Here is a 22,122-nt window from a genome sequence, read left to right as displayed (position 1 = left end):
CTGACGGTGAAGAAGGAAGTCCCCTCCAGTCTGCCCTCGCCGTGCAGCACAGGCAGCGGTTCTCAGTCAATCCTTTGAGTCGGGATCGGCCCACTCGCTACTCTCTCGTCATGACTTCCGAAACGAACCCGGACATCGAGCGCGACGTGCATGCCCAGATTCGCGAGCTGCAGGCCGTGATCGAGAAGGTGTCTCACGAGTACAGCGGACACCCGGCCCAGGAGGTCCGAGACGCCGTGCAGCGCGAGGTCGACGCGCTCGGCAACGGAGCGACGATCGTCGACCCCGAACTGACCACGGGCGCAGAGGCCGTGGCCGAAGGCAAGAACCTCCGCCTCTCCGATGAAGGCAAGCTCGTCATCGAGCAGACAGACGACTGACCGGCCGGATCACCCCAGTATTCTGGCCGCATGAGAGAAACCGTGGCCGTCATCCTCCGCCTTCTGCTGGCTGCGGCCTCGCTGGCCGGAGTCGTGACACAGCTCGTGATCGCGATTCAGACCGACTTCGGTCTCGTGAACTTCTTCAGCTATTTCACGACGCTCAGCAATCTGTTCGCGAGCATCGTGTTCATCGTGGGTGCGGTCAAGATCCTCCGCCGCAGCGAGAGCAGCCCGCGATGGGAGGCGGTGCGCGGAGCATCCGTCGTCTACATGGCCTTCGTCGGCATCGTCTTCAACACCCTGCTCGTCGGCGCCGACCTCGGCGGGCTGCTGCCCTGGACCAACGTCGTGCACCACATGCTGATGCCGTTGGCCGTCGTGATCGACTGGGTGCTGATGCCGCCGAGACGTCGACTCTCGACGCGCACGGCCTGGTTGTGGCTCATCGTGCCGGTGGTCTACACGGTGTACTCGGTCGTGCGTGGCGCGGCGACCGGCTTCTACTGCTACCCGTTCTTCAACCCCGCGGCCGTCGGCGGCTACGGCGGCGTCGCCGCCTACTGCGCAGGCCTGCTGGTCGCGTTCATCGTGCTCGCCCTGGTGATCCGTCTCGTCGGCAACGCCCTCTCGCGCCGGACCCCGCGGGCCGAACCGTTCGACGCGGACGGTGCGCCCCGGACCCCGACGACTGAAGGAGAACCCTCGTGACCACCTCCGCCACACTCCGCGCACTCAGCGGCGTCGCCGACCAGCCCGCGAACCTCGCGACCTCGACCGTCGTGCTCGTCGACTTCCAGAACACCTACACGCGCGGCGAGATGGAGCTCGAGGGCTGGGATGCTGCGCTCGACGCGGCCGCTGACCTGCTCGCCCAGGCCCGCGAGTCAGGCGCGACGGTCATCCACGTGCAGCACGACGGCGGCGCCGGATCGGCCTACGACATCCGCGAGGACATCGGGGCGATCCACGAGCGCGTCGCTCCGCGCGACGGCGAGGCCGTGGTCGTCAAGAAGGCACCGAACTCGTTCGTCGGCACCGAACTCGGCGACCTGGTCGACGAGGCGGGCCACGAGGACGTCGTGATCGCCGGGTTCATGACGCACATGTGCGTGACCTACACGACCGAGGGCGCGTTCCTCCGCGGCAATCGGCCCACCGTCGTCGCGGCGGCGACCGCCACCCGCAGCCTTCCGTCGGTCGCCGGTGACGTCCCGGCCGAGCAGCTGCATCGGGCTGCTCTCGCCGGCATCGCCGACCTCTACGCGACAGTCGTGCCCACCGTCGCCGATCTCGGACGCTGACATCGGCATCGGATGCGGTCCCTCCGACCGCATCCGCTCCGATCAGGCCGTGCAGAGATCGGTGTCGGCGCTGCGATTGACGGCGTCGACCGGCCTCGACGGGGGCGGAGTCGCCCTCGGCTGAGAGGTCAGGTCGGTGTAGTCGGCTCCGAGCAGAAGCTGCACTCCCTCGACATCTCCGGTCTGCACGGTCACGGCGAGGCCGAGCTCGGAGGCCAGAGCCTGTGCGGTCTGCTGCGCGTCAGGTGTGTCGGCCGCCGTGATGACGGTGAGGTCCGCCGCATCCGCGTTGGCGAGTCCCGACACCGTATACCCGTATCCGGTGGCGTCTTCCGACACCCGAGAGGCCAGTCCTGCGACGCCCGCTCCGTTGAGGATTCGGACGGGAGCGGTGCGCACCGTGGCATCCTCCTCGACCTCGTCGGTCGTCAGCACGACGGGCACGTCGTCGAGCAGCGCTCGGAAGATGACGTCGGCGTCGGCCGTGGGCACGACGCGGTTGCGATCCTGCGGAGCCTCGGTGGTCGGCATCGTCAAGAAGGTGACGCTGCTCATCGGAACGTTCGCGACGCGGGCGGCGAGACCGGCCAGGTCAGTCAGGGCGCCCAGCCCCGGGTCGACGGTCATCGACGAGGTCGCCGCGTCGAGGAAGGCGTAGAGACGATCCGGGCGCACGAGCACATCCGTCTTGGTGGCCTTCTGCACGATCGCCGACAGCACCATCTGCTGGTGCCCGAGGCGCGCGACGTCGCTCTCTTCGGCGAGCGCATGGCGCGTGCGTGCCAGCGCGAGAGCCTGAGTGCCGTCGATCGACTGCGCGCCGGCCGGAAGATCGAGCTGGGCATGACCGTCGGTCAGGGCCTGCGGGAGGCACACGTCGATGCCTCCCATGGCGTCGACGATCCCGATGAAGCCTTCGAAGTCGATCTGCACGAAGTGGTCGATCGTGAGCCCGGTGAGCTGCTCGACCGCGGCGACAGAGCAGGCGGGCCCGTACTCGAGCGCGGAGTTCAGCATCCCGAATCCGCCGTCGAACGACCCTCGTCCCGTGTCCTCGCAGGCGGGCAGGTCGGTCAGTGTGTCTCGCGGGAGCTGCACCGCGTCGATACGTGTGTTGTCGCTCGAGATGTGCGCGACCACCATGGCATCGCTGCGCTGACTGCCGTCGTCGTCGCCGTAACCACCGGACGCGAGCGCCCGCGTGTCAGACCCGAGCAGCAGGATGTTCAGGTCGCCGGTCGCGAGCGGCTCGCTCGACGGGTCGGAGCGCAGGGGCGCGGTGGTGACGTTTCCCTGCAACTGCGCGTAGGCGATCGCGCCGACGGCGATCAGTGCGACGACGACGAGCGCGCTGATCCAGCCGATCACTCGGCCGCGCCGACGGCGAGGCCGGCCTTCCACTCCCCGTGCGGGGGTGGGGTCCGGAGTCGAGTCGGTCTGGGGGGATTCTGGCCGTCGCACTGGTTCACACCATCACGAGGAGAGCGTGATCTCAAAACGGCTGGCCGTATTCACAGAACCTGTCCGGGGTATTCGAAGGCTCGAGACCTTGACGATATGTTTCTTCTGCTCACTTGCCAAGGTGGAAAGTCGGGGGTAGTTTTCCACTATGGAAAGTGAACGGAATGACCCTCACGCCTCGCTGGCTCGCCTCGATGCCGTGGCGACGACGTACACGGATGCACCCCGGGGCGAAGGCTGGTACCACCTCGCTCTGGGGCTCGGAGCCGGAGTGTTCACCGCGTCTCAGGGCTTCCCGCAGCCCTGGGCGTTGATCGTGGCGGTCGGCTTCGTCGTTCTCATTCCTCTCTTCATCGCGTGGTGGCGACGGACTCACGGCTGGTGGGTGTCGGGCTACACCGGCGGCGCGACGCTGTGGGTGACGGGCGTGATGCTGGTGGCTCTGGTCTCGACGGCACTGTGGTCGTATCTCGCCTCCGACATCGGGATCAGCATCGCCGCCGGCGCGATCGCGTGCATCGCCGTCACCGCTTCCGGATTCGTCTGGATGCGCGTCTGGCGTCGTCGACTCGAGACGCAGGGCACGGCGTGAGCGGACTCGATCCAGCCATCCACGCCGTCGCACGGCTGGAACTGTGCGGACTGCTCGCGCCCGTCGACGACGCGGAGTTCTCATTCCTGCGCGAGCGACTGAACGTGTCGGACTCGGTGCTCTCCAAGCACGCCAAGGCGCTCGAACAGGCGGGCTATGTCCGTATCGACAAGGTCACACGGAACGCGCGTCAGCGCACCCTGCTCTCCCTCACACAGGCCGGGCGACGAGCCTTCCGTGCGCACGTCGCGGAGCTTCGACGCCTCGCCTCCATCGCGGACGCATCCCTCGAGGTCGACGGATAGGGCGCGAAGCCGCGCTCACTCGCCCCGCCGACCGGGTCGGCTCCCGCGAATCCGGATGACCTTCCGGGCCTGGAAGGCGAGCAGCAGCGCGGAGCCGACGACCATGACTCCGATGACCACCCATTGGAAGACGGAGTACGACGTCCCCCAGGCGACGGTCAGAACCAAGAGGCCCGACATGTACGCGAGAAGCAGCGCGCTGAGCGTCATCATCAGCAGCTCACGCCGATACCGCCGTCGCACTCCGCGTCTCACCATGTCGTGAAGACTACGCGCGAAGCCTCACGAGGGCCCATCCTGCTGCTCGCGACCCGCAGGTACTGTCGAGCCATGAGCTTTCACATCGAGCACTCGGCCGGCGGCCGCACCGACGGATACGACTCTCTCGGCGAAGCGGTGATCGCAGCTCTTCGCCTCACGCATGCCCCGGTACTCATCGTGAGTGACGCCGACCCGGCCTCCCCTGGAGAGGCGCAGGTCGTCGCCGCCGTCCTGAAGAAGGGCGAGGTGCTCACAGCGACGCCCGAGCCCGAATGGTGGGCGCGACTGAAGGGGTCATCGCAGAAGAAGCTTCTCGCCGGGGGCCGACTCGATGCCGGCGTGGTCGACGACCTCACCGATGCGGGTGGCGCGGTCGCCGCGACAGCGTGGGAGGGCGGCCCCGTCGACGAATGGGAGCTGACACCGGCATCCGACCACGATTGGGTGCGGTTCGAAGCCGCGCGACGACTGATTCGGGGCTGAGAAGCGACGATGGCTGAGCATGCTGTAGCAGCCAACCTCGCCCATAGCGTCCAATACTCTGTGCATAAATAATATTTGAGTGTAAACTATTGGACATGGGGCGAACTCAAGTGGGAACTTCACGGGCTGCCGAAGATGCTCTTGCAGTGTTGGGCCAGCAGATCCGACTGGCGCGCGCTGCTCGAGGGATGACCGCTGAAGAGCTTGCGGGCACTGCAGGGATATCTCGGACGACCTTGCACTCCATCGAGCGGGGCAACCCCGCCACCAGCATCGGGAAAGTCTTCAACGTCGCGACGATCGTCGGCGTGCCACTGTTCGGCGTTGATGACCCGAGTGAGCTCATCGCACTACGACGTCGCGGCGAAGAGCGACTTGCTCTCCTGCCCGCACGCGTGGATCGGCCTCGGAGGAACGACGACGATGGACTCGACTTCTGACATCTACGTCTGGGCATGGCTGCCCGGCGAGACGACACCCGTCCCCGCCGGGCGACTGCGCGAGAACGCTGGGGGCAACTTCTCGTTCGACTACGGGCGGCTCTACCGACAACGTGAGAACGCGGTCTCGCTGTCGCCGACCCTTCCCCTGACCGGCGACACCTATGGTCCAACGGGATCACTGGGACTCCCCGGCGCCCTCCGAGATGCCTCACCGGATGCGTGGGGACGCCGCGTCGTGCAGTACCAGGTGACAGGCGACAGGGGCTCGGACGCTGACACCGGCGACGTGGACGAGCGCACCTACCTCCTCCGCTCCGGATCCAATCGGTTCGGCGCCATCGACTTTCAGTCGTCGCCGGAAGAGTACGTACCTCGTGACTCTGCTCCGGCACCCTTGACCGAGCTTCTGAGCGCCGCCGACATCGTCGAAGCCGGTGGCGACCTTTCCTATGAGCTCGAGCGCGCACTGCTCAGCGGCACAGCCATGGGCGGCGCGCGTCCGAAGGCGATCCTCCACGACGGAGCCCGCGAGTACATCGCGAAATTCACCGCGTCCAACGACAACTTCCCCGTCGTCGGCGCAGAAGCGGCCAGTATGTTCCTCGCCGAGCGAGCCGGAATCGACGTCGCCTCCACGCGCGTGGAGACTGTTCTCGGCCGTAGCGTGCTGCTCGTCGAACGCTTCGACCGCGGCGACCGCGGCGAGCGCGTACTCGCCGTCAGTGCGTTGACGATGACCGGTCTCGACGAACTGCAAGCACGTAGCGGCAGCTACGTGGACTTCTTGGACTCGTTACGGATGAATCGAGCGCCCGAGGGCACCGCAGCAGAGCTGTTCACCCGTATCGCCTTCAACATGGCGATCTCCAACTCCGACGACCACCTACGCAACCACGCCGCGCTCTGGGACGGGACAAAAGCCGTTCTCAGTCCGGCGTATGACCTGTCTCCGATGAGGCGTAGCGGTGAGACCGCATCTCAGGCCATCTCGTACGACCGGAAAGGTGCACGTACCAACAACTTCGCCGAATTGTTGTCCGTCAGGAATCTGTACGGCCTCAGCGAGGCCGACGCTTCGGGCATTTTGGAACGGATCCAAGGCGTCATCCACGACAACTGGGAGGACGCGGCCGAGCACGGGCGGTTGACCAGCGCCGACAAGAGGCTGCTCTGGGGTCGACAGTTCCTCAATCCCGGAACGCTCTACGGGTTCAACGGCCACTGAGACGCGGGCGGTCATAGTGCGCGCCCAGCACGAGGATGGAACCGGCCGGCCAGTGCCGGACATCTCTCAGTATGAGGTCCACTGATCTGGTCGTGTTGCGGGAACAATGCGTCGCTCTCATCGAGATCCATTACAAGAACCCCGAAGTCAGCGCCGTGTGGCTCGCGCAGGCACTCTACGTGTCGAGAAGGCAGCTGGACCGAGCCTTCAGTGGCGGGCGAGGAGTTGCGGAAGTCCTCGCGCGTCGTCGCCTGAGCCAGGTCGTGGTCATGGCCGCCCGGCATCCTTCGGTTCCCATGTCCGTCGTCGCAGAGCACTGCGGGTACGGAACATATGAGACGTTTCGGGCGCAGTGCCACCGCTACCTGCACCGCACCCCGCGAGAAGCCCGTCGCGACCATCGCCGAATCCTCGCCGTCTCCCACGCCGCGTAGACTCGTCTCAGGTCAGGACATCGACCGTGACGTGTGAGGTGAGATCGTGTCGGAACCCGGCGGGCCGAGCGACGGCGAGCTCCTCTACCGCCTCTCGCGCGGCGACGAACCGGCCTACCGAATGCTGCACGACCGGCACCAGATGCCCGTTTTCCGGCTGTCGCTCGTGCTCATGCACACCAGCTGGGACGCGGAAGAGGTCGCGGCGACCGCGTTCTTCGAACTGTGGCGACGGCGCGACAAGGTCCGTATCGTCGACGGATCCGTCCTGCCATGGCTCTTGGCGACCACGTCGTTCGCAGCGAAGAACAGCCTGCGCTCGCGTCGTCGATATCAACGACTGCTGCACCGCATCCCCCACGACGGAGACGTTGCCGACCATGCCGACGAAGTCGCTCGCGCGATGGACTCATTGAAGATCTCGGCGAGCGTGCGTGAGGCTCTGCGCCAGTTGAATCCTCGCGACGCGAGTGTCGTGGTCCTCTGCATCATTCATGAGCTTCCGCTCGCCGAAGCAGCCGTCGCTCTGGGTGTCCCGGAAGGAACCGTCAAATCGCGGTTGTCTCGGGTGAAGGCGCGGCTTCGCGGTGACCTGTATGAGTATTCTCCGAGATCAGAGGAGGCGAACGCATGAGTGACCGGATGCCGCACCACCGGGAGGTGCAAGACCTCCTCATCGAGCAGATGCGCCGAGACCTCGCGCGCCCCCGATGGTGGAAGACCATCTGGGGTCGCGTCACCATCGCCGGAGGGATCCTCGCGGTGGCGGGAGCGGGCGTCGCCGCGGTCACCCTCCTCGACGAGCGTCCGGTCAGCGAGACCGGCGTCGTGCATTGTCTCGAAGGCCAGTATCGGAATCCCGACGGCACGCTGTCCGGTGCAGCGGCGAGTGTCGCCACACCAGACGGCGTCATCGCCATCGAGGATGCAGAAGCTCTGTGCACTCAGATGTGGGAAGGCGGGGCGTTCGCCGACAACGACGAACTCTCGGCCACCCCCACTCCGGGATCAGCGCCCTCCGAGTTCACGACCTGCGTCACCGACGAAGGCGAAGCAGCCGTCGTCCCGGGGAGGCTCGAATGCTCGGTCCTCAGACTGCACCCGTTCCAGGACTAGACGGGATCGTTCGCCCCCAGGTCCCCGCCGGGCGGTAGACGATCGACGAGGTCTTCGCGGCCAGCGCCCCCAAGGTCGCGCAGTAGGGCGTGCATGTCAGCTTGCTGCCGGTGTAGCCGGTGCCGTCGTACTGTGTCGACCAGCAGTTGTTGATGCCTTCGGCGGAGCGGACGTTGTTGTTCCAGCCGGACACGATGCTCGGGAAACCGAACGTCACGCCGCAGCACCCGCTCCCGGCGCCGTAATGGATGAGGGCGCTGCCGGACCGAGAAGCCCCGGTCCACGCCTTGCCGACGATGACCGTCGACGCGGCCGCGACCGCTGAGCGGGCAGCCACTCCTGAGGGTTGCAGCTGTTCGATGTGGCCGGGGGCGCCCTCTTCGATGAACTGCTCGGCTTCCTCCAAGTGCAACTTCGGGGTACTCCCTGCTGTCGGCTATCCCGATGCCAGTCACCGTCGACCAGACCACGAGCGTCACCATCGACGCACCACACGCTACGGCGAATGAAAAGAGCCGGTCAGAATAATCTCTGACCGGCTCTTTCAATCACGAACAGGTGGCCCTGATTTGAACAGGGCCCGCTGTGCGCGAGGGGGGACTTGAACCCCCACGTCCATAAGGACACTGGCACCTGAAGCCAGCGCGTCTACCATTCCGCCACTCGCGCGAGTCTGTCGGGCTCCGAAGAACTCAACTTCCCAAAGATATCACGCGTTCCGCCCCATGAAGAAACCGAGGCCACGACGGGCTCCACCCCCTGAGGAGGACTTCCGCCCGTAGGGAGGAGCATCCACCCCACTTCCTCCTCCCCAGGCGCAGATCTCCTCCCGAACGACGCCGCCAACGACGCAAGAGCAGCGCCAGAACGCCACCCGCACGACGCCGGAGCAGCACCCCGCCTCTCCCCCACTCCCCCGGAATCTCGGGGCTTTGCCGCCCTGCGAGGGCGTTCACCCAGGACACCTGGCTACGATGTGTCTACCGGTCGGCATGCCAGAGGAGCCCAGTGGGACTACTTGACAGCTTTGAGAAGGGTCTCGAGCGCGCTGTGAACAGCGCCTTCGCGAAGACCTTCCGCAGCGGCATCCAGCCCGTGGAGATCGCTTCGGCCCTTCGGCGCGAGGCAGACACCAAAGCGGCTGTGGTGAGCCGCGACCGCATCATCGCGCCCAACAGCTTCGTCGTGCGCCTCAGCACCGATGATGCCGAGCGCATGCTCGGACTCGGCGGAGCTCTCACCGACGAACTGCATGCTCTTCTCACGAAGCACGCGAAGTCGCAGGGCTACAGCTTCTCGGGTCCGCTGTCGATCAGCCTCGAGAGCGACGACAAGATCGCGACCGGCACGATCAACGTCAGCTCGGGCACCGTCGAGGGCCGCGTCAACTGGCAGGCTGTGATCGACGTCGACGGACGCCGCCACTCCCTCACCCGCGCCCGCACGGTCATCGGCCGGGGCACGGATGCCGACATCACCATCGCGGATGCCGGATCCAGCCGCAAGCACGTCGAGGTCCTGTGGGACGGCGAGCGCGCCATGATGCGTGACCTCGGATCGACCAACGGCACCAAGGTGAACGGCCAGAAGGTACGCGAGGCCGCGCTCCCCACCGACACCACGATCACCATCGGACGCACCGATCTGGTGTTCCGTATCGTTCCCGTCGCCTCCCCGTCACGCCCTCCGCGGCCGCGTGACGACGACGCGACCCGTGCGTTCGGAGCCCTCTCGTGAGCACTCCCAGTGAACTCGTCCTCCTGCTGCTGCGCGTCGGCTTCCTGCTGCTGCTGTGGTTCTTCGTGTTCGGCGTCGTCTACTCGCTGCGCGCCGATCTGTTCGGCATGAAGGTGCGAAAGCTCCCCGCCGAGGCGGCCGCGGCGACACCGGCACCGACCGCCGCCCCGGCGGCATCCCGCCCCGCCTCCGCGAAGCCGAGCACGGGCCCGGCGACCGTCGCGACCGCCAAGCGACTCGTCATCACGTCCGGTCCCAAGGCCGGCCTCGAGCTCCCCCTGGGCAGCGACACCCTGACGATCGGACGCTCGAGCGAATCCGCACTCGTCATCCGCGACGACTACACCTCCAGTCACCACGCCCGCCTTCTGCTGCGTGGCGACAGCTGGGCCATCCAGGACCTCGACTCGACCAACGGAACGTTCGTCGCCGGTCAGCGGGTGACGGGCGGTCCGGTCGGTCTCGCCCTCGGCACCCCGATCAAGGTGGGCGCCACGACCTTCGAGCTGCGAGCCTGACCCCGGCATGGTCTTCGAAGGCTCGAGCGCCGCGATCTCCCATACGGGCAAGGTCCGCTCCAACAACCAGGACTCCGGATATTCCGGGGCGAACCTGTTCGTCGTCGCCGACGGCATGGGCGGCCACGCGGGCGGCGACGTCGCCTCGAGCATCGCGATCCACCGCATGGAGCCGCTCGACCAGCCGTACACGTCGGTCGACGACGCGCAGGCCTCACTCCAGGCCGCCGCGACCACGGCCGCCGGCGACCTGATCCGCGCCGCGAAGGATCGCCCCGAGCTCGCCGGCCTCGGCACCACGCTGAGCGCGGTGATCATGGTCGACGACTACGCGGTCATCGGTCACATCGGCGACTCGCGCATCTACCTCTACCGCGACGATGCCGTGACGCAGATCACTGCGGATCACACGTTCGTGCAGCGGCTCGTCGACTCCGGCCGCATCACGCCGGAGGAGGCGCGGTACCACCCGCGTCGTTCGGTGCTCATGCGTGTGCTCAGCGACATGGATGCCGATCCAGAACTCGACATGTTCGTCATGCACACCCAGCCTGGCGACCGCTGGCTACTGTGCTCCGACGGCCTCTCGGGCGTCGTCGACGAGGCGCACATCCTCAAGGCGATGCGCATGGGCATGGCCCCCGGCCGCACCGCTGACAACCTGCTGAAGCAGGCGCTCGACGGAGGTGCGCCCGACAACGTCACGATCGTCCTCGTCGAGGTCGGTGGACAGCACGCCATGCACTCGGGCACCGCGACGATCGTCGGCTCGGCGTCGAACCCCGCCAACGTCACCGTGCCCCCGGTGCGCGCACCCCGAGGCAACTGGCTGCACCCCGTGCGCCAGGCCGCGAACGAGCCCAGCCACTTCGAGCCGGCCCCCGAGTACCTCGAGGAGCTCATCGAAGAGGATCGCCGACGCGCCAAGCGCCGACGCTACGGATGGATCGCCGGGATGCTGGTCGTCATCGCGATGCTCGTGTTCGCGGCGTTCGCGGCGTACAGCTGGACGCAGACGCGTTACTTCGTCGGCGCCGATGAGGACAGCGTCGTGATCTTCCAGGGCGTTCAGCAGAACATCGGTCCGATCACGCTCTCGACTCCGCTGCGCGACACCGACATCCTGCTCGCCGACCTGCCGCCCTACCAGCGCGACTCGGTGGAACGCACGATCACGGCGCGCTCGTTCTCCGACGCCGAGGCGATCGTCGCGAGGCTTCAGGCCGGCGCCGACCGCGTCATCGGCGAGACCCCGCTGCCCACTCCGGTGCCCACGCCGACGTCGACGGAGGACGCAGGATGACCACCGACGTCACGGCCGACACCAGCGTCATCAAGGCCCTCAAGCGCATGCGGATGCCGCAGACGCAGCGCAACCGCGAGTTCTGGCTGCTCCTGTTCGCCGTCGCGATCAGCGGCGCGGCCCTCACCCTCGTGCAGCTCGGCGCACTCGGTGTGATCGACCCGATGATCCTCGCGATCGGCGGCGGTCTCGCCGTTCTCGCCTTCGCCGTGCACTTCGTGCTGCGGGCGGTCGCCTCCGCAGCCGACCCGTTCCTGCTGCCCATCGCCACCCTGCTCACGGGCCTCGGCATCGCGATGATCTACCGCATCGACATCGCCAAGTCCCTCACGGGCTGGAACGCGTACTCGACGAAGCAGCTCGCCTGGACCGCCATCTCGCTGGCCGGTGCCATCACCTGCATCATCCTGCTGCGCAACTACCGCGTCCTGTTCCGCTACACCTACATCTTCGGCCTCTCCGGCATCCTGCTTCTGCTCCTGCCGTTCGTCCCCGGACTCCGCATTCCCGACGCGAACGCCGCCGTCTGGGTGTCGCTGGGCGGCATGTTCGCGTTCCAGCCGGGTGAGCTCGCGAAGATCTGCCTCGCGATCTTCTTCGCCGGCTACCTCGTGCGCACGCGAGAGAGCCTGACCTCGGTGGGAACGCGATTCCTCGGCATCACCTGGCCGCGCATGCGCGAACTCGGCCCTGTGCTCGTGGTGTGGGCGATCTCGCTCGGCATCATCGTGATCCAGCGCGACCTCGGCACCGGAACCCTGATCTTCGGCATGTTCGTCGCGATGCTCTACGTCGCCACCGGCAAGACCAGCTGGGTGCTCATCGGCCTCGCGCTGGTCGCGGCGGGCGTGGCGGTCGCGACGCAGATCCTCAGCTACGTGCAGGGACGCTTCATCAACTGGCTGTTCCTGTTCGACCCCGACAAGGTCGACCCCGATGTCGCCGGATTCCAGCCGATGCAGGGCCTGTTCGGCCTCGCGCACGGCGGTCTCCTCGGCACCGGCTGGGGTCAGGGTCGCCCCGAAGTCACTCCGCTCGCGCACAGCGACTACATCATCACCAGCCTCGGTGAGGAGATCGGCCTGATCGGGCTGTTCGCGATCCTCTGCCTGTACATGGTGTTCGTCAGTCGCGGTGTGCGCATCGGCCTCGCCGGGCAGGACGACTTCGGCAAGCTGCTCGCCACCGGCCTCTCGTTCACCATCGCACTGCAGGTGTTCATCATGGTCGGCGGTGTCACGCGGATCATCCCGCTCACCGGTCTGACCACCCCGTTCCTCGCCGCCGGCGGATCCTCGCTCGTCGCCAACTGGCTGATCGTCGCGATCCTGCTGCGCATCTCCGACGGCGTCCGCAGCCAACCCAGGGCGGTGATCGGCTGACATGACCAAAGAACTCCGTCGACTCAGCATCGTGATGCTGTTCATGTTCATCTCGCTGTTCGCGGCGACCAGCTGGATCCAGGTCGTCGAGGCCGATGCTCTCGGCCAGAACCCGAACAACCGACGCACCCTGCTCGACAGCTATGAGATCCAGCGCGGATCGATCATCGTCGACGACGTCGCGATCGCCTCGTCCACCCCGTCCGACGACAAGTACCAGTTCCAGCGCGTCTACATGGATGCCGCGATGTGGGCGCCCGTGACCGGATACTTCAACCCGGCGCTGCAGTCGGCGACCGGCATCGAGCAGGCGATGAACGCCGACCTCTCGGGCACGGGCTCGAACGCGTTCTTCGCCGAGATCGAGCGCATCCTGTCGGGAAAGCCGCAGAGCGGATTCAGTGTCGAGCTGTCGCTCGACACCGCAGCCCAGACCGCGGCGTACCAGGCGCTCGAAGGACTCAACGGCGCCGTCGTCGCGATCGAGCCGAAGACGGGGCGCATCCTGGCCATGGTCTCGACCCCGGGGTTCGACACGAACCAGCTCGCGACGCACGATGCGGATGCGGCGAACTCGGCGTACGACCAGCTCGTCGCCGATGCGAACAAGCCGCTCTCGAACCGCGCGATCGCCGGCGACCTCAACCCTCCGGGGTCGACCTTCAAGCTCGTCGTCGCGGCGGCCGCGTACGCCTCCGGCGAGTGGACGCCCGACTCCACGCTGCCCAACCCCGCGCGCTACACGCTGCCCGGCTCGAACAACACCGTGGCGAACGCCTGGGGTGGCAAGTGCGGCAACGCCGCGACCGTGACGATCTCCGAGGCGATCCGACTGAGCTGCAACATCCCCATGGCAGAGCTCGCCGTACAGCTCGGCGACGACGCGATCCGCGAGATGGCCGAGAAGTTCGGCTTCAACAAGAGCTTCTCGATGCCGCTGGAATCCACGCCGTCGAGCTACCCGACCGGGCTCGACGACGCGCAGACTGCACTCACCGGCTTCGGGCAGGGACAGGTCACCGCCACCCCGCTGCAGATCGCCATGGTCGCGGCCGGGATCGCCAACGACGGCGTCGTGATGAACCCGCGTCTGATCGACTCCGTGATCGGCGACGACCTCTCGGTGATCCGGGCTGACGGTGACACCGAGTTCGGCCGTGCACTCGACGCCGATGTCGCCGATCAGGTGACGGCATCGATGGTCGCGAGCGTCTCAACCGGAGCTGCTCAGGGTGCAAGAATAGACGGGGTCGATGTCGCCGGTAAGACCGGTACGACCGAGAACGATAACAAGCCGTACACGTTGTGGTTCACCGGTTTCGCACCGGCGGACGACCCCGAGGTGGCAGTAGCGGTCCTCGTCGAAGACGGCGGTGGACAAGGGCAGTCAGGATCCGGCGACACCATCGCCGCTCCGATTGCGAAGAAGGTCATAGAGGCGGTGCTGGGCAGATGAGACCGACGCAGGGTGTGTCGTTCGGTGGTCGCTACGAGCTGCAGTCGCGTATTGCGATCGGCGGCATGGGCGAGGTGTGGGAGGCGACGGATCACGTCATCGGACGCACCGTGGCCATCAAGATCCTCAAGGACGAGTACATGGGGGACCCCGGGTTCCTCGAGCGGTTCCGCGCTGAAGCGCGCCATGCCGCACTCGTGAACCATGAGGGCATCGCGAGCGTCTTCGACTACGGCGAGGAGAACGGCAGCGCGTACCTCGTCATGGAGCTCGTGCCCGGCGAGGCTCTCTCGACCGTCCTCGAGCGCGACGGCGCGCTCAGTGCCGACAAGACCCTCGACATCGTCGCCCAGACGGCATCCGCTCTGCAGGCAGCCCACGCTGCCGGCCTCGTGCACCGCGACATCAAGCCGGGAAACCTGCTGATCACGCCTGACGGGCGCGTCAAGATCACCGACTTCGGCATCGCCCGCATCGCCGACCAGGTGCCGCTGACGGCCACCGGTCAGGTCATGGGCACGGTGCAGTACCTCTCCCCCGAGCAGGCCTCCGGCCACCCGGCATCCCCCGCGACCGACACCTACTCGCTGGGTATCGTCGCGTACGAGTGCCTCGCGGGCAAGCGCCCCTTCACCGGTGAGTCGCAGGTCGCGATCGCGATGGCGCAGATCAACGAGCAGCCCCCGCCGCTGCCGCCGACCGTGCCGATCCCGGTGCAGAACCTCGTCATGGCGATGATCGCCAAGAAGCCCGCCGATCGTCCGTCGTCGTCGGCCACGGTCGCTCGTGCAGCCCAGGCGCTGCGACGCGGCGACCTCAACTCCGCGGCGATCGCGGTGCCGGCGATCGCGACCGGTGGTGTCGCCTCCGACGACGCCACGCGGCTGCTCACGGCATCGGGCGACGACGGCGCGACCCGCATCCTCCCCACCACGGCTCAGCTCCCCACGGGAGAAGAGGTCGAGGAGGACGGCGAGAAGAAGAAGAAGCGCAGCCCGTGGACGTGGCCGCTCATCGCCCTCATCGCCCTGCTGGTGATCGTGCTCGGCGGAACCGTCTTCGCGCTGATGAACCAGGGCGACGGCGACCCGAAGCCGACCGAATCGACGACGACGAGCCAGTCGGCCAAGCCGACGCCGTCGGACACGCCGACCGAGGAGCCCGAGCAGGTCGACGTCGATGCCCTCGGCCTCGAGGGCATGCAGTGCGAGGCCGCGCGCGCCGCCGCGGTCAACGCGGGTCTGCAGGCCGAGTGCGTCGTCGGCAACACGGTCGCACCGAATGCGAACCAGGTCGGCACGGTCGAGTCCGTGCAGCCCGGTGGCAACGTGGAGCCGGGAACGCTCCTCACGCTCACGACGTTCAAGGAGCAGGTCCAGGTGGGCAAGCCGTCGGGAACCCCGACTCTCGCCGGCACGCCCACCGAGGGTGAGCCGGTCACGCTCAACTGGCCGAGCTTCGAGTGCCCCTCGGGCACGCCCGCTCGCTCCGCCTTCGAGGTGACGCTCACCAACGCGACGTTCTCGGGTGGCAACCCCGGCGAATCGATCCGCAGCTTCGGGCCGAGCGTCCTGTCGACGCAGATCGTGCCCGGCACGGCAGGTCAGAGCATCACCGCGACGTTCCGCGTGTTCTGCGGGAGCGACATGCCGTCCGAGCAGTCGGACGCCATGCCTGGCGTGGTCATCCTCCCTGCCGCCCCCACCGACGGTGGCGACGGTGGCGGCGGCGAGGACGGCACCGAAGGCTGATCCGCGGCTCGCATCGTAGGCTGGGACAATTCATCAGGTCGTATCAGGGGGTCAGTACGTGTCGACAGAGCAACGCGTTCTCGCGGGTCGCTACCGCGTCGACGAGCTCATCGGGCACGGCGGCATGGCGAAGGTGTACCGCGGGTACGACCTGACCCTCGGTCGCGCAGTCGCCATCAAGATCCTCGACCCCGATCTCGCTCGCGACAACGCCTTCCGCACCCGGTTCCGACTGGAGGCGCAGTCGGCCTCGCGCATGTCGCACCCCTCGATCGTCCGGGTCTACGACGCCGGAGATCCGTCGACCACCGACAGCAGCACCGATGAGCCTCCGTACATCGTGATGGAGCTCATCAGCGGAACCCTGCTGAAGGACATCATCGCGAAGGGCCCGGTTCCCGTCGAAGACGCCGTGCGCTACGTCGACGGCATCCTCGAAGCCCTCGACTACTCGCACCGCGCAGGCGTCGTTCACCGCGACATCAAGCCGGGCAACGTCATGGTGACCGACAAGGGCCAGGTCAAGGTCATGGACTTCGGCATCGCCCGAGCCGTGTCGGACTCGTCGTCGACCGTCGCCGAGACCACCCAGATCATCGGCACCGCCGCGTACTTCTCGCCCGAGCAGGCCAAGGGCGAGCCCGTCGACGCCCGAGCCGACCTCTACTCCACCGGTGTCGTGCTCTACGAGCTGCTCACGGGACGCCAGCCGTTCCGTGGCGAGTCGCCGGTCGCCGTCGCCTACCAGCACGTGAGCGAGACGCCCGTGCCGCCGACCGAGGTGAACGAGGACTCCCCCGGAGCCCTCGACCCGATCGTGCTGCGTGCCCTGGCGAAGGATCCGTACCAGCGGTATCCGGATGCTGCGCACTTCCGCGCCGCGCTGGATTCGGCTGTCTCGGGTCACGCGCCGAGCCGCAAGGAACTGGGCGCTCTCACGAGCGAGCTCTACGGACCGAGTCCTCGTGCCGCACAGGAGACCGCCCGCTCGCTGCGACAGCTGAGCACCGACACGACGATGGCGCGCACCCAGTCGGGGCCGCCCGTGGCGTGGATCTGGGCCGGCGTCGCCCTTCTGGCGGTCCTGCTCGCCTCCGTGCTCTTCTGGGTGTGGACGATCAGCATGCGCCCCGACGACGTTCCGTCGAGCTCGCGAGTCGTACCGGACCTCGTCAACGTCTCATCGGAGCGCGCTCAATCCGACCTCGGCGAGCTCGATCTCACGGCCAAGCTCGTGCTCGAGTCCAGCAACGACATCGTCGAGGGCAACGTGATCCGCACAGACCCCGAGGGCGGCACAGCGGTCAGCGAAGGCGATTCCGTCACGGTCTACGTCTCGTCCGGCAAGGAGACCGTGGTGGTCCCCGTGCTGGAGGGCCTGTCACTCGATGCGGCGAAGGATGCGCTCAAGGCAGCAGGGCTCCAACTCGGCACGGTGATACAGCGCAACGACAAGGGCCTGGCCGCCGAGACCGTCATGGAGGCGAGCGAGACGGCCGAGAGCGAGGTCGCGCCGAAGACGGTCGTGAACCTCGTGGTTGCGAGCGGTCGGATGACCCTCACCGACGTCACCGGATGGACCATGGACGCCGCCAAGGCCGAACTCGAACGCATCGGCCTCACCGCGAGCCCGGTCGAGCTCAGCGACTGCCCGCCGACGGATCCGCCGACCGTGGTCTCGATGTCGGCCGCGCCCGGCGATGTCGCGATCGGATCGACGGTCGAGCTGCGCTACTGCGTCGCTGCCGGCTGATCAGGACAGCGGCTGCAGATCGGCGGAGCGGGCCACGGCGTCCGCATCCCCGCACAGCTCGAGCCAGTTGGCGAGCAGACGGTGACCGCCCTCGGTGAGCACGCTCTCGGGGTGGAACTGCACGCCGAGGATCGGCAGCGTCGTGTTCGCCAGCGCCATCACCGTGCCACTCTCGGTGCGGGCGGTGACCACCACATCCTCCGGGAGCGCGGCCTCGTCGACGGCGAGCGAGTGATAGCGGCCCACGTCGAAGGGCGAAGGGATGCCGGCGAACAGTGCCGAACCGTCATGGGCGACGCGCGACACCATGCCGTGCATCAGCTCGGGCGCCTCGGTCACGGGTGACCCGAACGCCGCAGCGATCGCCTGGTGTCCGAGGCAGACCCCGAGCAGCGGCATCCGCAGACGCGAGGCGGCGCGAACCACGTCGAGCGACGCGCCGGCATCCTCCGGTCGGCCGGGACCCGGAGAGAGCATGACGGCGTCGAATCCTGAGAGCAGCGCGTCGAGCTCGGCGGCGTCGGCCGCATCCGACTCGATCATCGACGCCTCTGCACCGAGCTCGCGCAGGTAGCCGACCAGGGTGTGCACGAAGCTGTCGTGGTTGTCCACCACGAGCACCCGGGTCATTCGAGGTCGACCTCGCCCGGTGTGATCAGCGGGCTCACCCAGGGGAACACGAACCAGAACAGCGCATAGAGCACGGCGGCGATCAGGACGAGCAGGATGAAGAGCTTGAGAAACCACGGACCGGGCAGCAGGCGCCAGAGTGCGGCGTACATGTTCGTCTCGTTCCGTTCGGCTAGATCGACGGCGCAGCGGGCGGCGGGGGCGGGTCGGTGAGTGCGGGCGGCGGGCCCTCAGCCCTCGGCTGGAAGCTCTCGAAGATGCCATAGGCGACGATGCGCTCGGCGAGCGAGTAGAGAGGCGAGCACGCGGTGAGCGTGATGTACTTCTCGCCGGTCTCGACTCCGGGCATCTGCGGCACGTCGAGCAGCACCTCGGTCTGAGTGGGCTTCACGTACTCGAGCGTGCGGAAGCGGTAGGTGAACCAGCCGTCGGGCGTCTCGACGACGATCGCATCGCCGACCTGCAGCTTGTCGAGCTGGTTGAACGGCTTGCCCCAGGTGGTGCGGTGACCCGCCATGGCGAAGTTTCCCACCTCACCCGGCATCTTAGAGTCGGTGTAGACGCCGATGCCGAGCTTGTCGAGCGTGCGGGCACGGCTGGTGCCGCCGTAGATCCCCACGTTGTAGTCGGCGCCGAAGCGCGGCACGTGCATCTGACCGAGCCGCTCCGTGTCGGCCGGCGCGGCCGGAATCACCGGTTCGAACGTCGTGGTGCCGTCGTCCGCCTCGACGACCGGCGGCAGTTCGGGAGTGGGACCGCTCGCCCATTCCTGCGACACCGCCGCGCCCTCGTCGTTCTTCTGCGCACTGATGATGATGTCGCCGATCCACATCTGCCAGGCGACGAAGAGCAGCACGAGCACGCCGGCGGTGAGCAGAAGCTCACCCAGGACGCTCGTGAACGTGGCGCGAGATCGAGGGCGACGGGGCCGTGCACGTCGCTCCCCCGAGACGACGGATGCAGTCATGCCCCGACTTTATCGCTTCGACCTGAATCAGCGCCGGGAAGCCTGGATTTCCGCGCGATATGACACTCTTGGGTACACTGTGGGAATGGCACGCGACCGTAAGACCGAAGAACCCGAAGCTCCGCGCAGTGAAGGCGACGCCGCTCCCAATGCGGTGTGGTTCAAGCCGGTGATGGTCGGCTTCATGCTGCTGGGTCTGGCCTGGATCCTCGTGTTCTACATCTCGGGCATGCAGTTCCCGATTCCCGGACTCGACAACTGGAACCTCGCGATCGGCCTGGGGATCGCCCTGATCGGCTTCCTCATGACGACCCGCTGGCGCTGACGCCACCCTCTCCGCTTCGCAGAAGGCCCCTCTCGTCTGACGAGAGGGGCCTTCTGCGTTGTCAGGGATCTGACGACGAGTTATCCACAGGTTATCCCCAACATGGGGAGAATTACACAGATGTTATTCACACCCGTCAACAACCCTGTTAACAACCCTTGATCAGGAGTAAACCGTCGTGATCAGGAACGGCGGCAGGAAAGCGACGATCAGGACCAGTGCCACAACGACCGCTGACAGCAGCACGATCTGAAGAGTCCGCTGCTCTCTGCGTCTCGTGCGGGTGAGGATGAACGCGACCAGCGCTCCGATCAGCACGCCTCCGAGGTGCGCCTGCCAGGCGATGTTCTGAGAGAACACGAAGCCGACGACGAAGTTGATGCCCAGGATCACGAGGATGCCCGTGACGTTCGCGCCGAGATGCCGACCGATGATGAGCAGGGCGGCCATCAGGCCGAAGATCGCACCCGAGGCGCCGACCGTGGCCGTCGTGGGGTCGATCACGGCGACGGCGACAGACCCGCCGAGTCCGCTGATCAGATACAGGGCGAGGAAACGCACGCGGCCGAGCATCGGCTCGAGCGTCTGCCCCAGCATCCAGAGAGCCAGCATGTTGAGGGCCAGGTGGAGGAACCCGCCGTGCACGAAGACGGCGGTGAGCAGTCGCCACGGCTCGAACGGGTAGAGCGACAGCGAGGGGTAGAGGTAGCCCGCGGCGAAGAGCAGCTGGCTCGTGATCGCATCACCCACACCGGGGATCAGCTGAAGCAGCCCGATGAAAGACGTCACAGCGAGGAGCGCGTAGGTGACGATCGGCTTGCCGCTTCGGACCATCGTGGTCGCGGTGTTGCGCCCGCCCCAGCGGCGTTCGGCCCTCTTCTGGGCAGGGGTGCGGTTCTTGCGCTCTGCGGCCATGCACTCGGGGCAGATGACCCCGACGGCTGCCTGGGTCTGGCACTCGGGGCAGATGGTGCGCAGGCACCGCTGGCAGAGCACGAAGCTCTGCCGATCCGGATGCCGGTAGCAGAAGTTGTCGCGGTTGTCCGCGAACTCAGGCGTCGTCATCCGGATCGGCCAGCGTCGGCGTCAGGCCGCGACGATGTCGATCGACTGCAGCACGACGGGCTCGATCGGGCGGTCGCCCGCTGCGGTCGGCACGGCGGCGATGGCGTCGACGACGGCCTTGGAGGCGTCATCGGCGACCTCGCCGAAGATCGTGTGCTTGCCCTGGAGCCAGGGGGTGGGGTCGGTCGTGATGAAGAACTGCGAGCCGTTGGTGCCCTCGGCCTTGCCGGTGATGGCGTTGCGACGGAGGCCGGCGTTGGCCATGGCGAGGATGTAGGGCTCGCTGAAGTTGAGCTCCATGTTGATCTCGTCGTCGAAGTTGTAGCCGGGGCCGCCGACGCCCTGTCCGAGCGGGTCGCCGCCCTGGATCATGAAGTTGGGGATGATGCGGTGGAAGATGACGTCCGAGTAGAGCGCGCCCTCGCCCGGCTTGCCGGTGGCGGGGTCGGTCCAGGACTGGGTGCCGTCGGCCAGGCCGACGAAGTTCTTGACCGTCTTCGGAGCGTGGTCGCCGAAGAGGTTGATGACGATGTCACCGTGGTTGGTGTGCAGGGTTGCGACATGAGAAGCGTGAGCCATGCTCTCATTCTCGCAGAGCTTCCCATGAGTTGGCCCGCCACTACCGCTGTTCCGCCCTCGGCGCAAGGGTTCGGCGATTCCCTCCCCCCATCCAGGGTCGCGTGGCAAGATGGGGTACTCGTACTCCAATCGACAGGAGAGCACCGTGAGCATCAGCCGCAAGCGTAAGAAGGAACTGCGTCGTCTTCAGGCAGACGCGAACCAGCTCTGGGAGAACCAGCAGGTCCTGGTCGGCCACGCCGCCGACGTCGCACGTGAAGCCGGACGCCAGCTCGGCCACTTCGGCCGCGAGCAGGTCGGTCCTGTCGTGCAGGACACGTACAACCGTCGCGTGGCACCGGTCGTCGACCGCGGGGTGCGCTTCGGCCACCACGTCGTCGATGACAAGGTCGTTCCGATCGTCGGCGGCGTCGTCGGCACCGCGCTCACCGCGTGGGACGTCGCGAACGCCAAGCGCGAGGGCGTCGTGAAGAAGGTCAAGAAGGCCACCCAGCCCGAGCCCAAGGGCCCGAGCGTCGGATCGGTCATCGCCCTGATCCTCGGAATCGCCGCAGCGGCGGGCGTTCTCTACGCCGCATGGCAGGCACTGCGCGCCGACGACGAGCTCTGGGTCGCCGACGACCCGCTCTCCGCTCCCGACGCGTGACCTCGA

Annotated in this window: 28 protein-coding genes and 1 tRNA gene; 20 read left to right on the top strand and 9 right to left on the bottom strand. The window is 67.0% G+C overall.

Translation table 11 applies throughout. The annotated features are described in order from the left end of the window. Nucleotides 1–110: 110 nt before the first annotated feature. Genes JOF42_RS02965 through JOF42_RS02955 form a run of 3 tightly spaced genes read left to right on the top strand, consistent with a single transcriptional unit; the run spans nt 111 to nt 1,684 of the window. Nucleotides 111–380 carry a hypothetical protein gene (locus JOF42_RS02965; protein ID WP_210096489.1) on the top strand — a complete coding sequence of 90 codons (270 nt, stop codon included), beginning with the start codon at nt 111–113 and terminating at the stop codon, nt 378–380. 30 nt (nt 381–410) lie between these two features. Beyond that, the gene (locus tag JOF42_RS02960) at nt 411–1,091 is read left to right on the top strand and encodes a Pr6Pr family membrane protein (protein WP_210096488.1); all 681 of its coding nucleotides are present in this window, start codon (nt 411–413) and stop codon (nt 1,089–1,091) included. Further along, the gene (locus tag JOF42_RS02955) at nt 1,088–1,684 is read left to right on the top strand and encodes a cysteine hydrolase family protein (protein WP_210096487.1); all 597 of its coding nucleotides are present in this window, start codon (nt 1,088–1,090) and stop codon (nt 1,682–1,684) included. The genes JOF42_RS02960 and JOF42_RS02955 overlap by 4 nt, the downstream gene beginning before the upstream one ends. A 42-nt stretch (nt 1,685–1,726) precedes the next feature. On the opposite strand, the gene JOF42_RS02950 is transcribed toward JOF42_RS02955, so the two are convergent. Next, complete coding sequence (locus JOF42_RS02950; RefSeq protein ID WP_210096486.1) at nt 1,727–3,052, bottom strand: LCP family protein; 1,326 nt, start codon at nt 3,050–3,052, stop codon at nt 1,727–1,729. Between the two features lie 241 nt (nt 3,053–3,293). On the opposite strand from JOF42_RS02950, the gene JOF42_RS02945 reads away from it, so the two are divergent. After that, nucleotides 3,294–3,737, top strand: a complete 444-nt coding sequence (locus JOF42_RS02945) for a hypothetical protein (protein ID WP_210096485.1) — start codon at nt 3,294–3,296, stop codon at nt 3,735–3,737. Next, the gene (locus tag JOF42_RS02940; RefSeq protein ID WP_210096484.1) at nt 3,734–4,042 is read left to right on the top strand and encodes a winged helix-turn-helix domain-containing protein; all 309 of its coding nucleotides are present in this window, start codon (nt 3,734–3,736) and stop codon (nt 4,040–4,042) included. Before JOF42_RS02945 ends, JOF42_RS02940 begins: the two co-directional genes overlap by 4 nt. 15 nt (nt 4,043–4,057) lie before the next feature. Here JOF42_RS02940 and JOF42_RS02935 read toward each other — a convergent pair whose 3' ends face one another. Next, nucleotides 4,058–4,300, bottom strand: a complete 243-nt coding sequence (locus JOF42_RS02935) for a hypothetical protein (protein ID WP_210096483.1) — start codon at nt 4,298–4,300, stop codon at nt 4,058–4,060. A gap of 72 nt (nt 4,301–4,372) precedes the next feature. Between JOF42_RS02935 and JOF42_RS02930 the strand changes: the two genes are divergently transcribed. The 6 genes from JOF42_RS02930 (at nt 4,373) to JOF42_RS02905 (ending at nt 8,004) form a co-directional block, all read left to right on the top strand. Next, entirely contained in the window at nt 4,373–4,786 is a 414-nt protein-coding gene (locus JOF42_RS02930; RefSeq protein ID WP_210096482.1) for a hypothetical protein, read from the top strand. Between the two features lie 95 nt (nt 4,787–4,881). Then, nucleotides 4,882–5,226 carry a helix-turn-helix transcriptional regulator gene (locus JOF42_RS02925; RefSeq protein WP_281070692.1) on the top strand — a complete coding sequence of 115 codons (345 nt, stop codon included), beginning with the start codon at nt 4,882–4,884 and terminating at the stop codon, nt 5,224–5,226. Beyond that, the gene (locus JOF42_RS18030) at nt 5,114–6,454 is read left to right on the top strand and encodes a type II toxin-antitoxin system HipA family toxin (RefSeq protein WP_307803519.1); all 1,341 of its coding nucleotides are present in this window, start codon (nt 5,114–5,116) and stop codon (nt 6,452–6,454) included. Before JOF42_RS02925 ends, JOF42_RS18030 begins: the two co-directional genes overlap by 113 nt. A gap of 35 nt (nt 6,455–6,489) precedes the next feature. Continuing rightward, on the top strand, nt 6,490–6,888 hold the full coding sequence (locus JOF42_RS18270; RefSeq protein ID WP_372443541.1) for a helix-turn-helix domain-containing protein: 399 nt from the start codon (nt 6,490–6,492) through the stop codon (nt 6,886–6,888). Between the two features lie 46 nt (nt 6,889–6,934). Continuing rightward, the gene (locus JOF42_RS02910; RefSeq protein ID WP_210096478.1) at nt 6,935–7,522 is read left to right on the top strand and encodes an RNA polymerase sigma factor; all 588 of its coding nucleotides are present in this window, start codon (nt 6,935–6,937) and stop codon (nt 7,520–7,522) included. Continuing rightward, nucleotides 7,519–8,004 carry a hypothetical protein gene (locus tag JOF42_RS02905; protein WP_210096477.1) on the top strand — a complete coding sequence of 162 codons (486 nt, stop codon included), beginning with the start codon at nt 7,519–7,521 and terminating at the stop codon, nt 8,002–8,004. The genes JOF42_RS02910 and JOF42_RS02905 overlap by 4 nt, the downstream gene beginning before the upstream one ends. Here the strand turns inward: JOF42_RS02905 and JOF42_RS02900 are convergent. Beyond that, on the bottom strand, nt 7,979–8,410 hold the full coding sequence (locus tag JOF42_RS02900; RefSeq protein WP_210096476.1) for a hypothetical protein: 432 nt from the start codon (nt 8,408–8,410) through the stop codon (nt 7,979–7,981). The genes JOF42_RS02905 and JOF42_RS02900 overlap by 26 nt on opposite strands. A gap of 180 nt (nt 8,411–8,590) precedes the next feature. Further along, nucleotides 8,591–8,673, bottom strand: a tRNA-Leu gene (locus JOF42_RS02895). A 339-nt stretch (nt 8,674–9,012) separates the two neighbouring features. On the opposite strand from JOF42_RS02895, the gene JOF42_RS02890 reads away from it, so the two are divergent. From JOF42_RS02890 to pknB, 7 genes are read left to right on the top strand one after another with little or no spacing between them, the layout of a single operon-like run. Continuing rightward, nucleotides 9,013–9,741: an FHA domain-containing protein gene (locus JOF42_RS02890; protein ID WP_210096475.1), complete on the top strand. Its 729-nt coding sequence runs from the start codon at nt 9,013–9,015 to the stop codon at nt 9,739–9,741. Further along, nucleotides 9,738–10,259 carry an FHA domain-containing protein FhaB/FipA gene (locus JOF42_RS02885; RefSeq protein ID WP_210096474.1) on the top strand — a complete coding sequence of 174 codons (522 nt, stop codon included), beginning with the start codon at nt 9,738–9,740 and terminating at the stop codon, nt 10,257–10,259. The genes JOF42_RS02890 and JOF42_RS02885 overlap by 4 nt, the downstream gene beginning before the upstream one ends. Before the next feature lie 7 nt (nt 10,260–10,266). Continuing rightward, the gene (locus JOF42_RS02880; RefSeq protein ID WP_210096473.1) at nt 10,267–11,562 is read left to right on the top strand and encodes a PP2C family protein-serine/threonine phosphatase; all 1,296 of its coding nucleotides are present in this window, start codon (nt 10,267–10,269) and stop codon (nt 11,560–11,562) included. Beyond that, nucleotides 11,559–12,944, top strand: a complete 1,386-nt coding sequence (locus JOF42_RS02875; protein ID WP_210096472.1) for an FtsW/RodA/SpoVE family cell cycle protein — start codon at nt 11,559–11,561, stop codon at nt 12,942–12,944. The genes JOF42_RS02880 and JOF42_RS02875 overlap by 4 nt, the downstream gene beginning before the upstream one ends. 1 nt (nt 12,945) lies before the next feature. Further along, nucleotides 12,946–14,400, top strand: coding sequence for a peptidoglycan D,D-transpeptidase FtsI family protein (locus JOF42_RS02870; RefSeq protein WP_210096471.1), 1,455 nt, complete (start codon nt 12,946–12,948; stop codon nt 14,398–14,400). Continuing rightward, nucleotides 14,397–16,151, top strand: coding sequence for a protein kinase domain-containing protein (locus JOF42_RS02865; protein WP_245340703.1), 1,755 nt, complete (start codon nt 14,397–14,399; stop codon nt 16,149–16,151). Before JOF42_RS02870 ends, JOF42_RS02865 begins: the two co-directional genes overlap by 4 nt. Nucleotides 16,152–16,209: 58 nt before the next feature. Further along, a complete protein-coding gene (gene pknB / locus JOF42_RS02860; protein WP_210096470.1) occupies nt 16,210–17,904 on the top strand; it encodes a Stk1 family PASTA domain-containing Ser/Thr kinase in 1,695 nt (564 codons plus the stop codon). Here pknB and JOF42_RS02855 read toward each other — a convergent pair whose 3' ends face one another. From JOF42_RS02855 to JOF42_RS02845, 3 genes are read right to left on the bottom strand one after another with little or no spacing between them, the layout of a single operon-like run. Then, a complete protein-coding gene (locus JOF42_RS02855) occupies nt 17,905–18,534 on the bottom strand; it encodes an anthranilate synthase component II (protein ID WP_210096469.1) in 630 nt (209 codons plus the stop codon). Further along, a complete protein-coding gene (locus JOF42_RS02850; RefSeq protein ID WP_210096468.1) occupies nt 18,531–18,686 on the bottom strand; it encodes a hypothetical protein in 156 nt (51 codons plus the stop codon). The genes JOF42_RS02855 and JOF42_RS02850 overlap by 4 nt, the downstream gene beginning before the upstream one ends. Nucleotides 18,687–18,706: 20 nt before the next feature. After that, the gene (locus JOF42_RS02845; RefSeq protein ID WP_210096467.1) at nt 18,707–19,501 is read right to left on the bottom strand and encodes a class E sortase; all 795 of its coding nucleotides are present in this window, start codon (nt 19,499–19,501) and stop codon (nt 18,707–18,709) included. Nucleotides 19,502–19,586: 85 nt separating this feature from the next. Between JOF42_RS02845 and JOF42_RS02840 the strand changes: the two genes are divergently transcribed. After that, complete coding sequence (locus JOF42_RS02840) at nt 19,587–19,826, top strand: cell division protein CrgA (protein WP_210096466.1); 240 nt, start codon at nt 19,587–19,589, stop codon at nt 19,824–19,826. A gap of 162 nt (nt 19,827–19,988) precedes the next feature. Here JOF42_RS02840 and JOF42_RS02835 read toward each other — a convergent pair whose 3' ends face one another. After that, nucleotides 19,989–20,891, bottom strand: coding sequence for a rhomboid family intramembrane serine protease (locus JOF42_RS02835; RefSeq protein WP_210096465.1), 903 nt, complete (start codon nt 20,889–20,891; stop codon nt 19,989–19,991). Nucleotides 20,892–20,912: 21 nt separating this feature from the next. Next, on the bottom strand, nt 20,913–21,470 hold the full coding sequence (locus tag JOF42_RS02830) for a peptidylprolyl isomerase (protein ID WP_210096464.1): 558 nt from the start codon (nt 21,468–21,470) through the stop codon (nt 20,913–20,915). A 145-nt stretch (nt 21,471–21,615) separates the two neighbouring features. On the opposite strand from JOF42_RS02830, the gene JOF42_RS02825 reads away from it, so the two are divergent. Beyond that, nucleotides 21,616–22,116 (top strand): DNA helicase, encoded by a 501-nt coding sequence (locus tag JOF42_RS02825; protein ID WP_210096463.1) that lies wholly within the window; start codon nt 21,616–21,618, stop codon nt 22,114–22,116. Nucleotides 22,117–22,122: the final 6 nt, after the last annotated feature.

It is taken from the genome of Microbacterium phyllosphaerae (genome assembly GCF_017876435.1).
Classification (GTDB): Bacteria; Actinomycetota; Actinomycetes; order Actinomycetales; family Microbacteriaceae; genus Microbacterium; species Microbacterium phyllosphaerae.
This window is presented reverse-complemented; position numbering and strand designations above follow the sequence as displayed.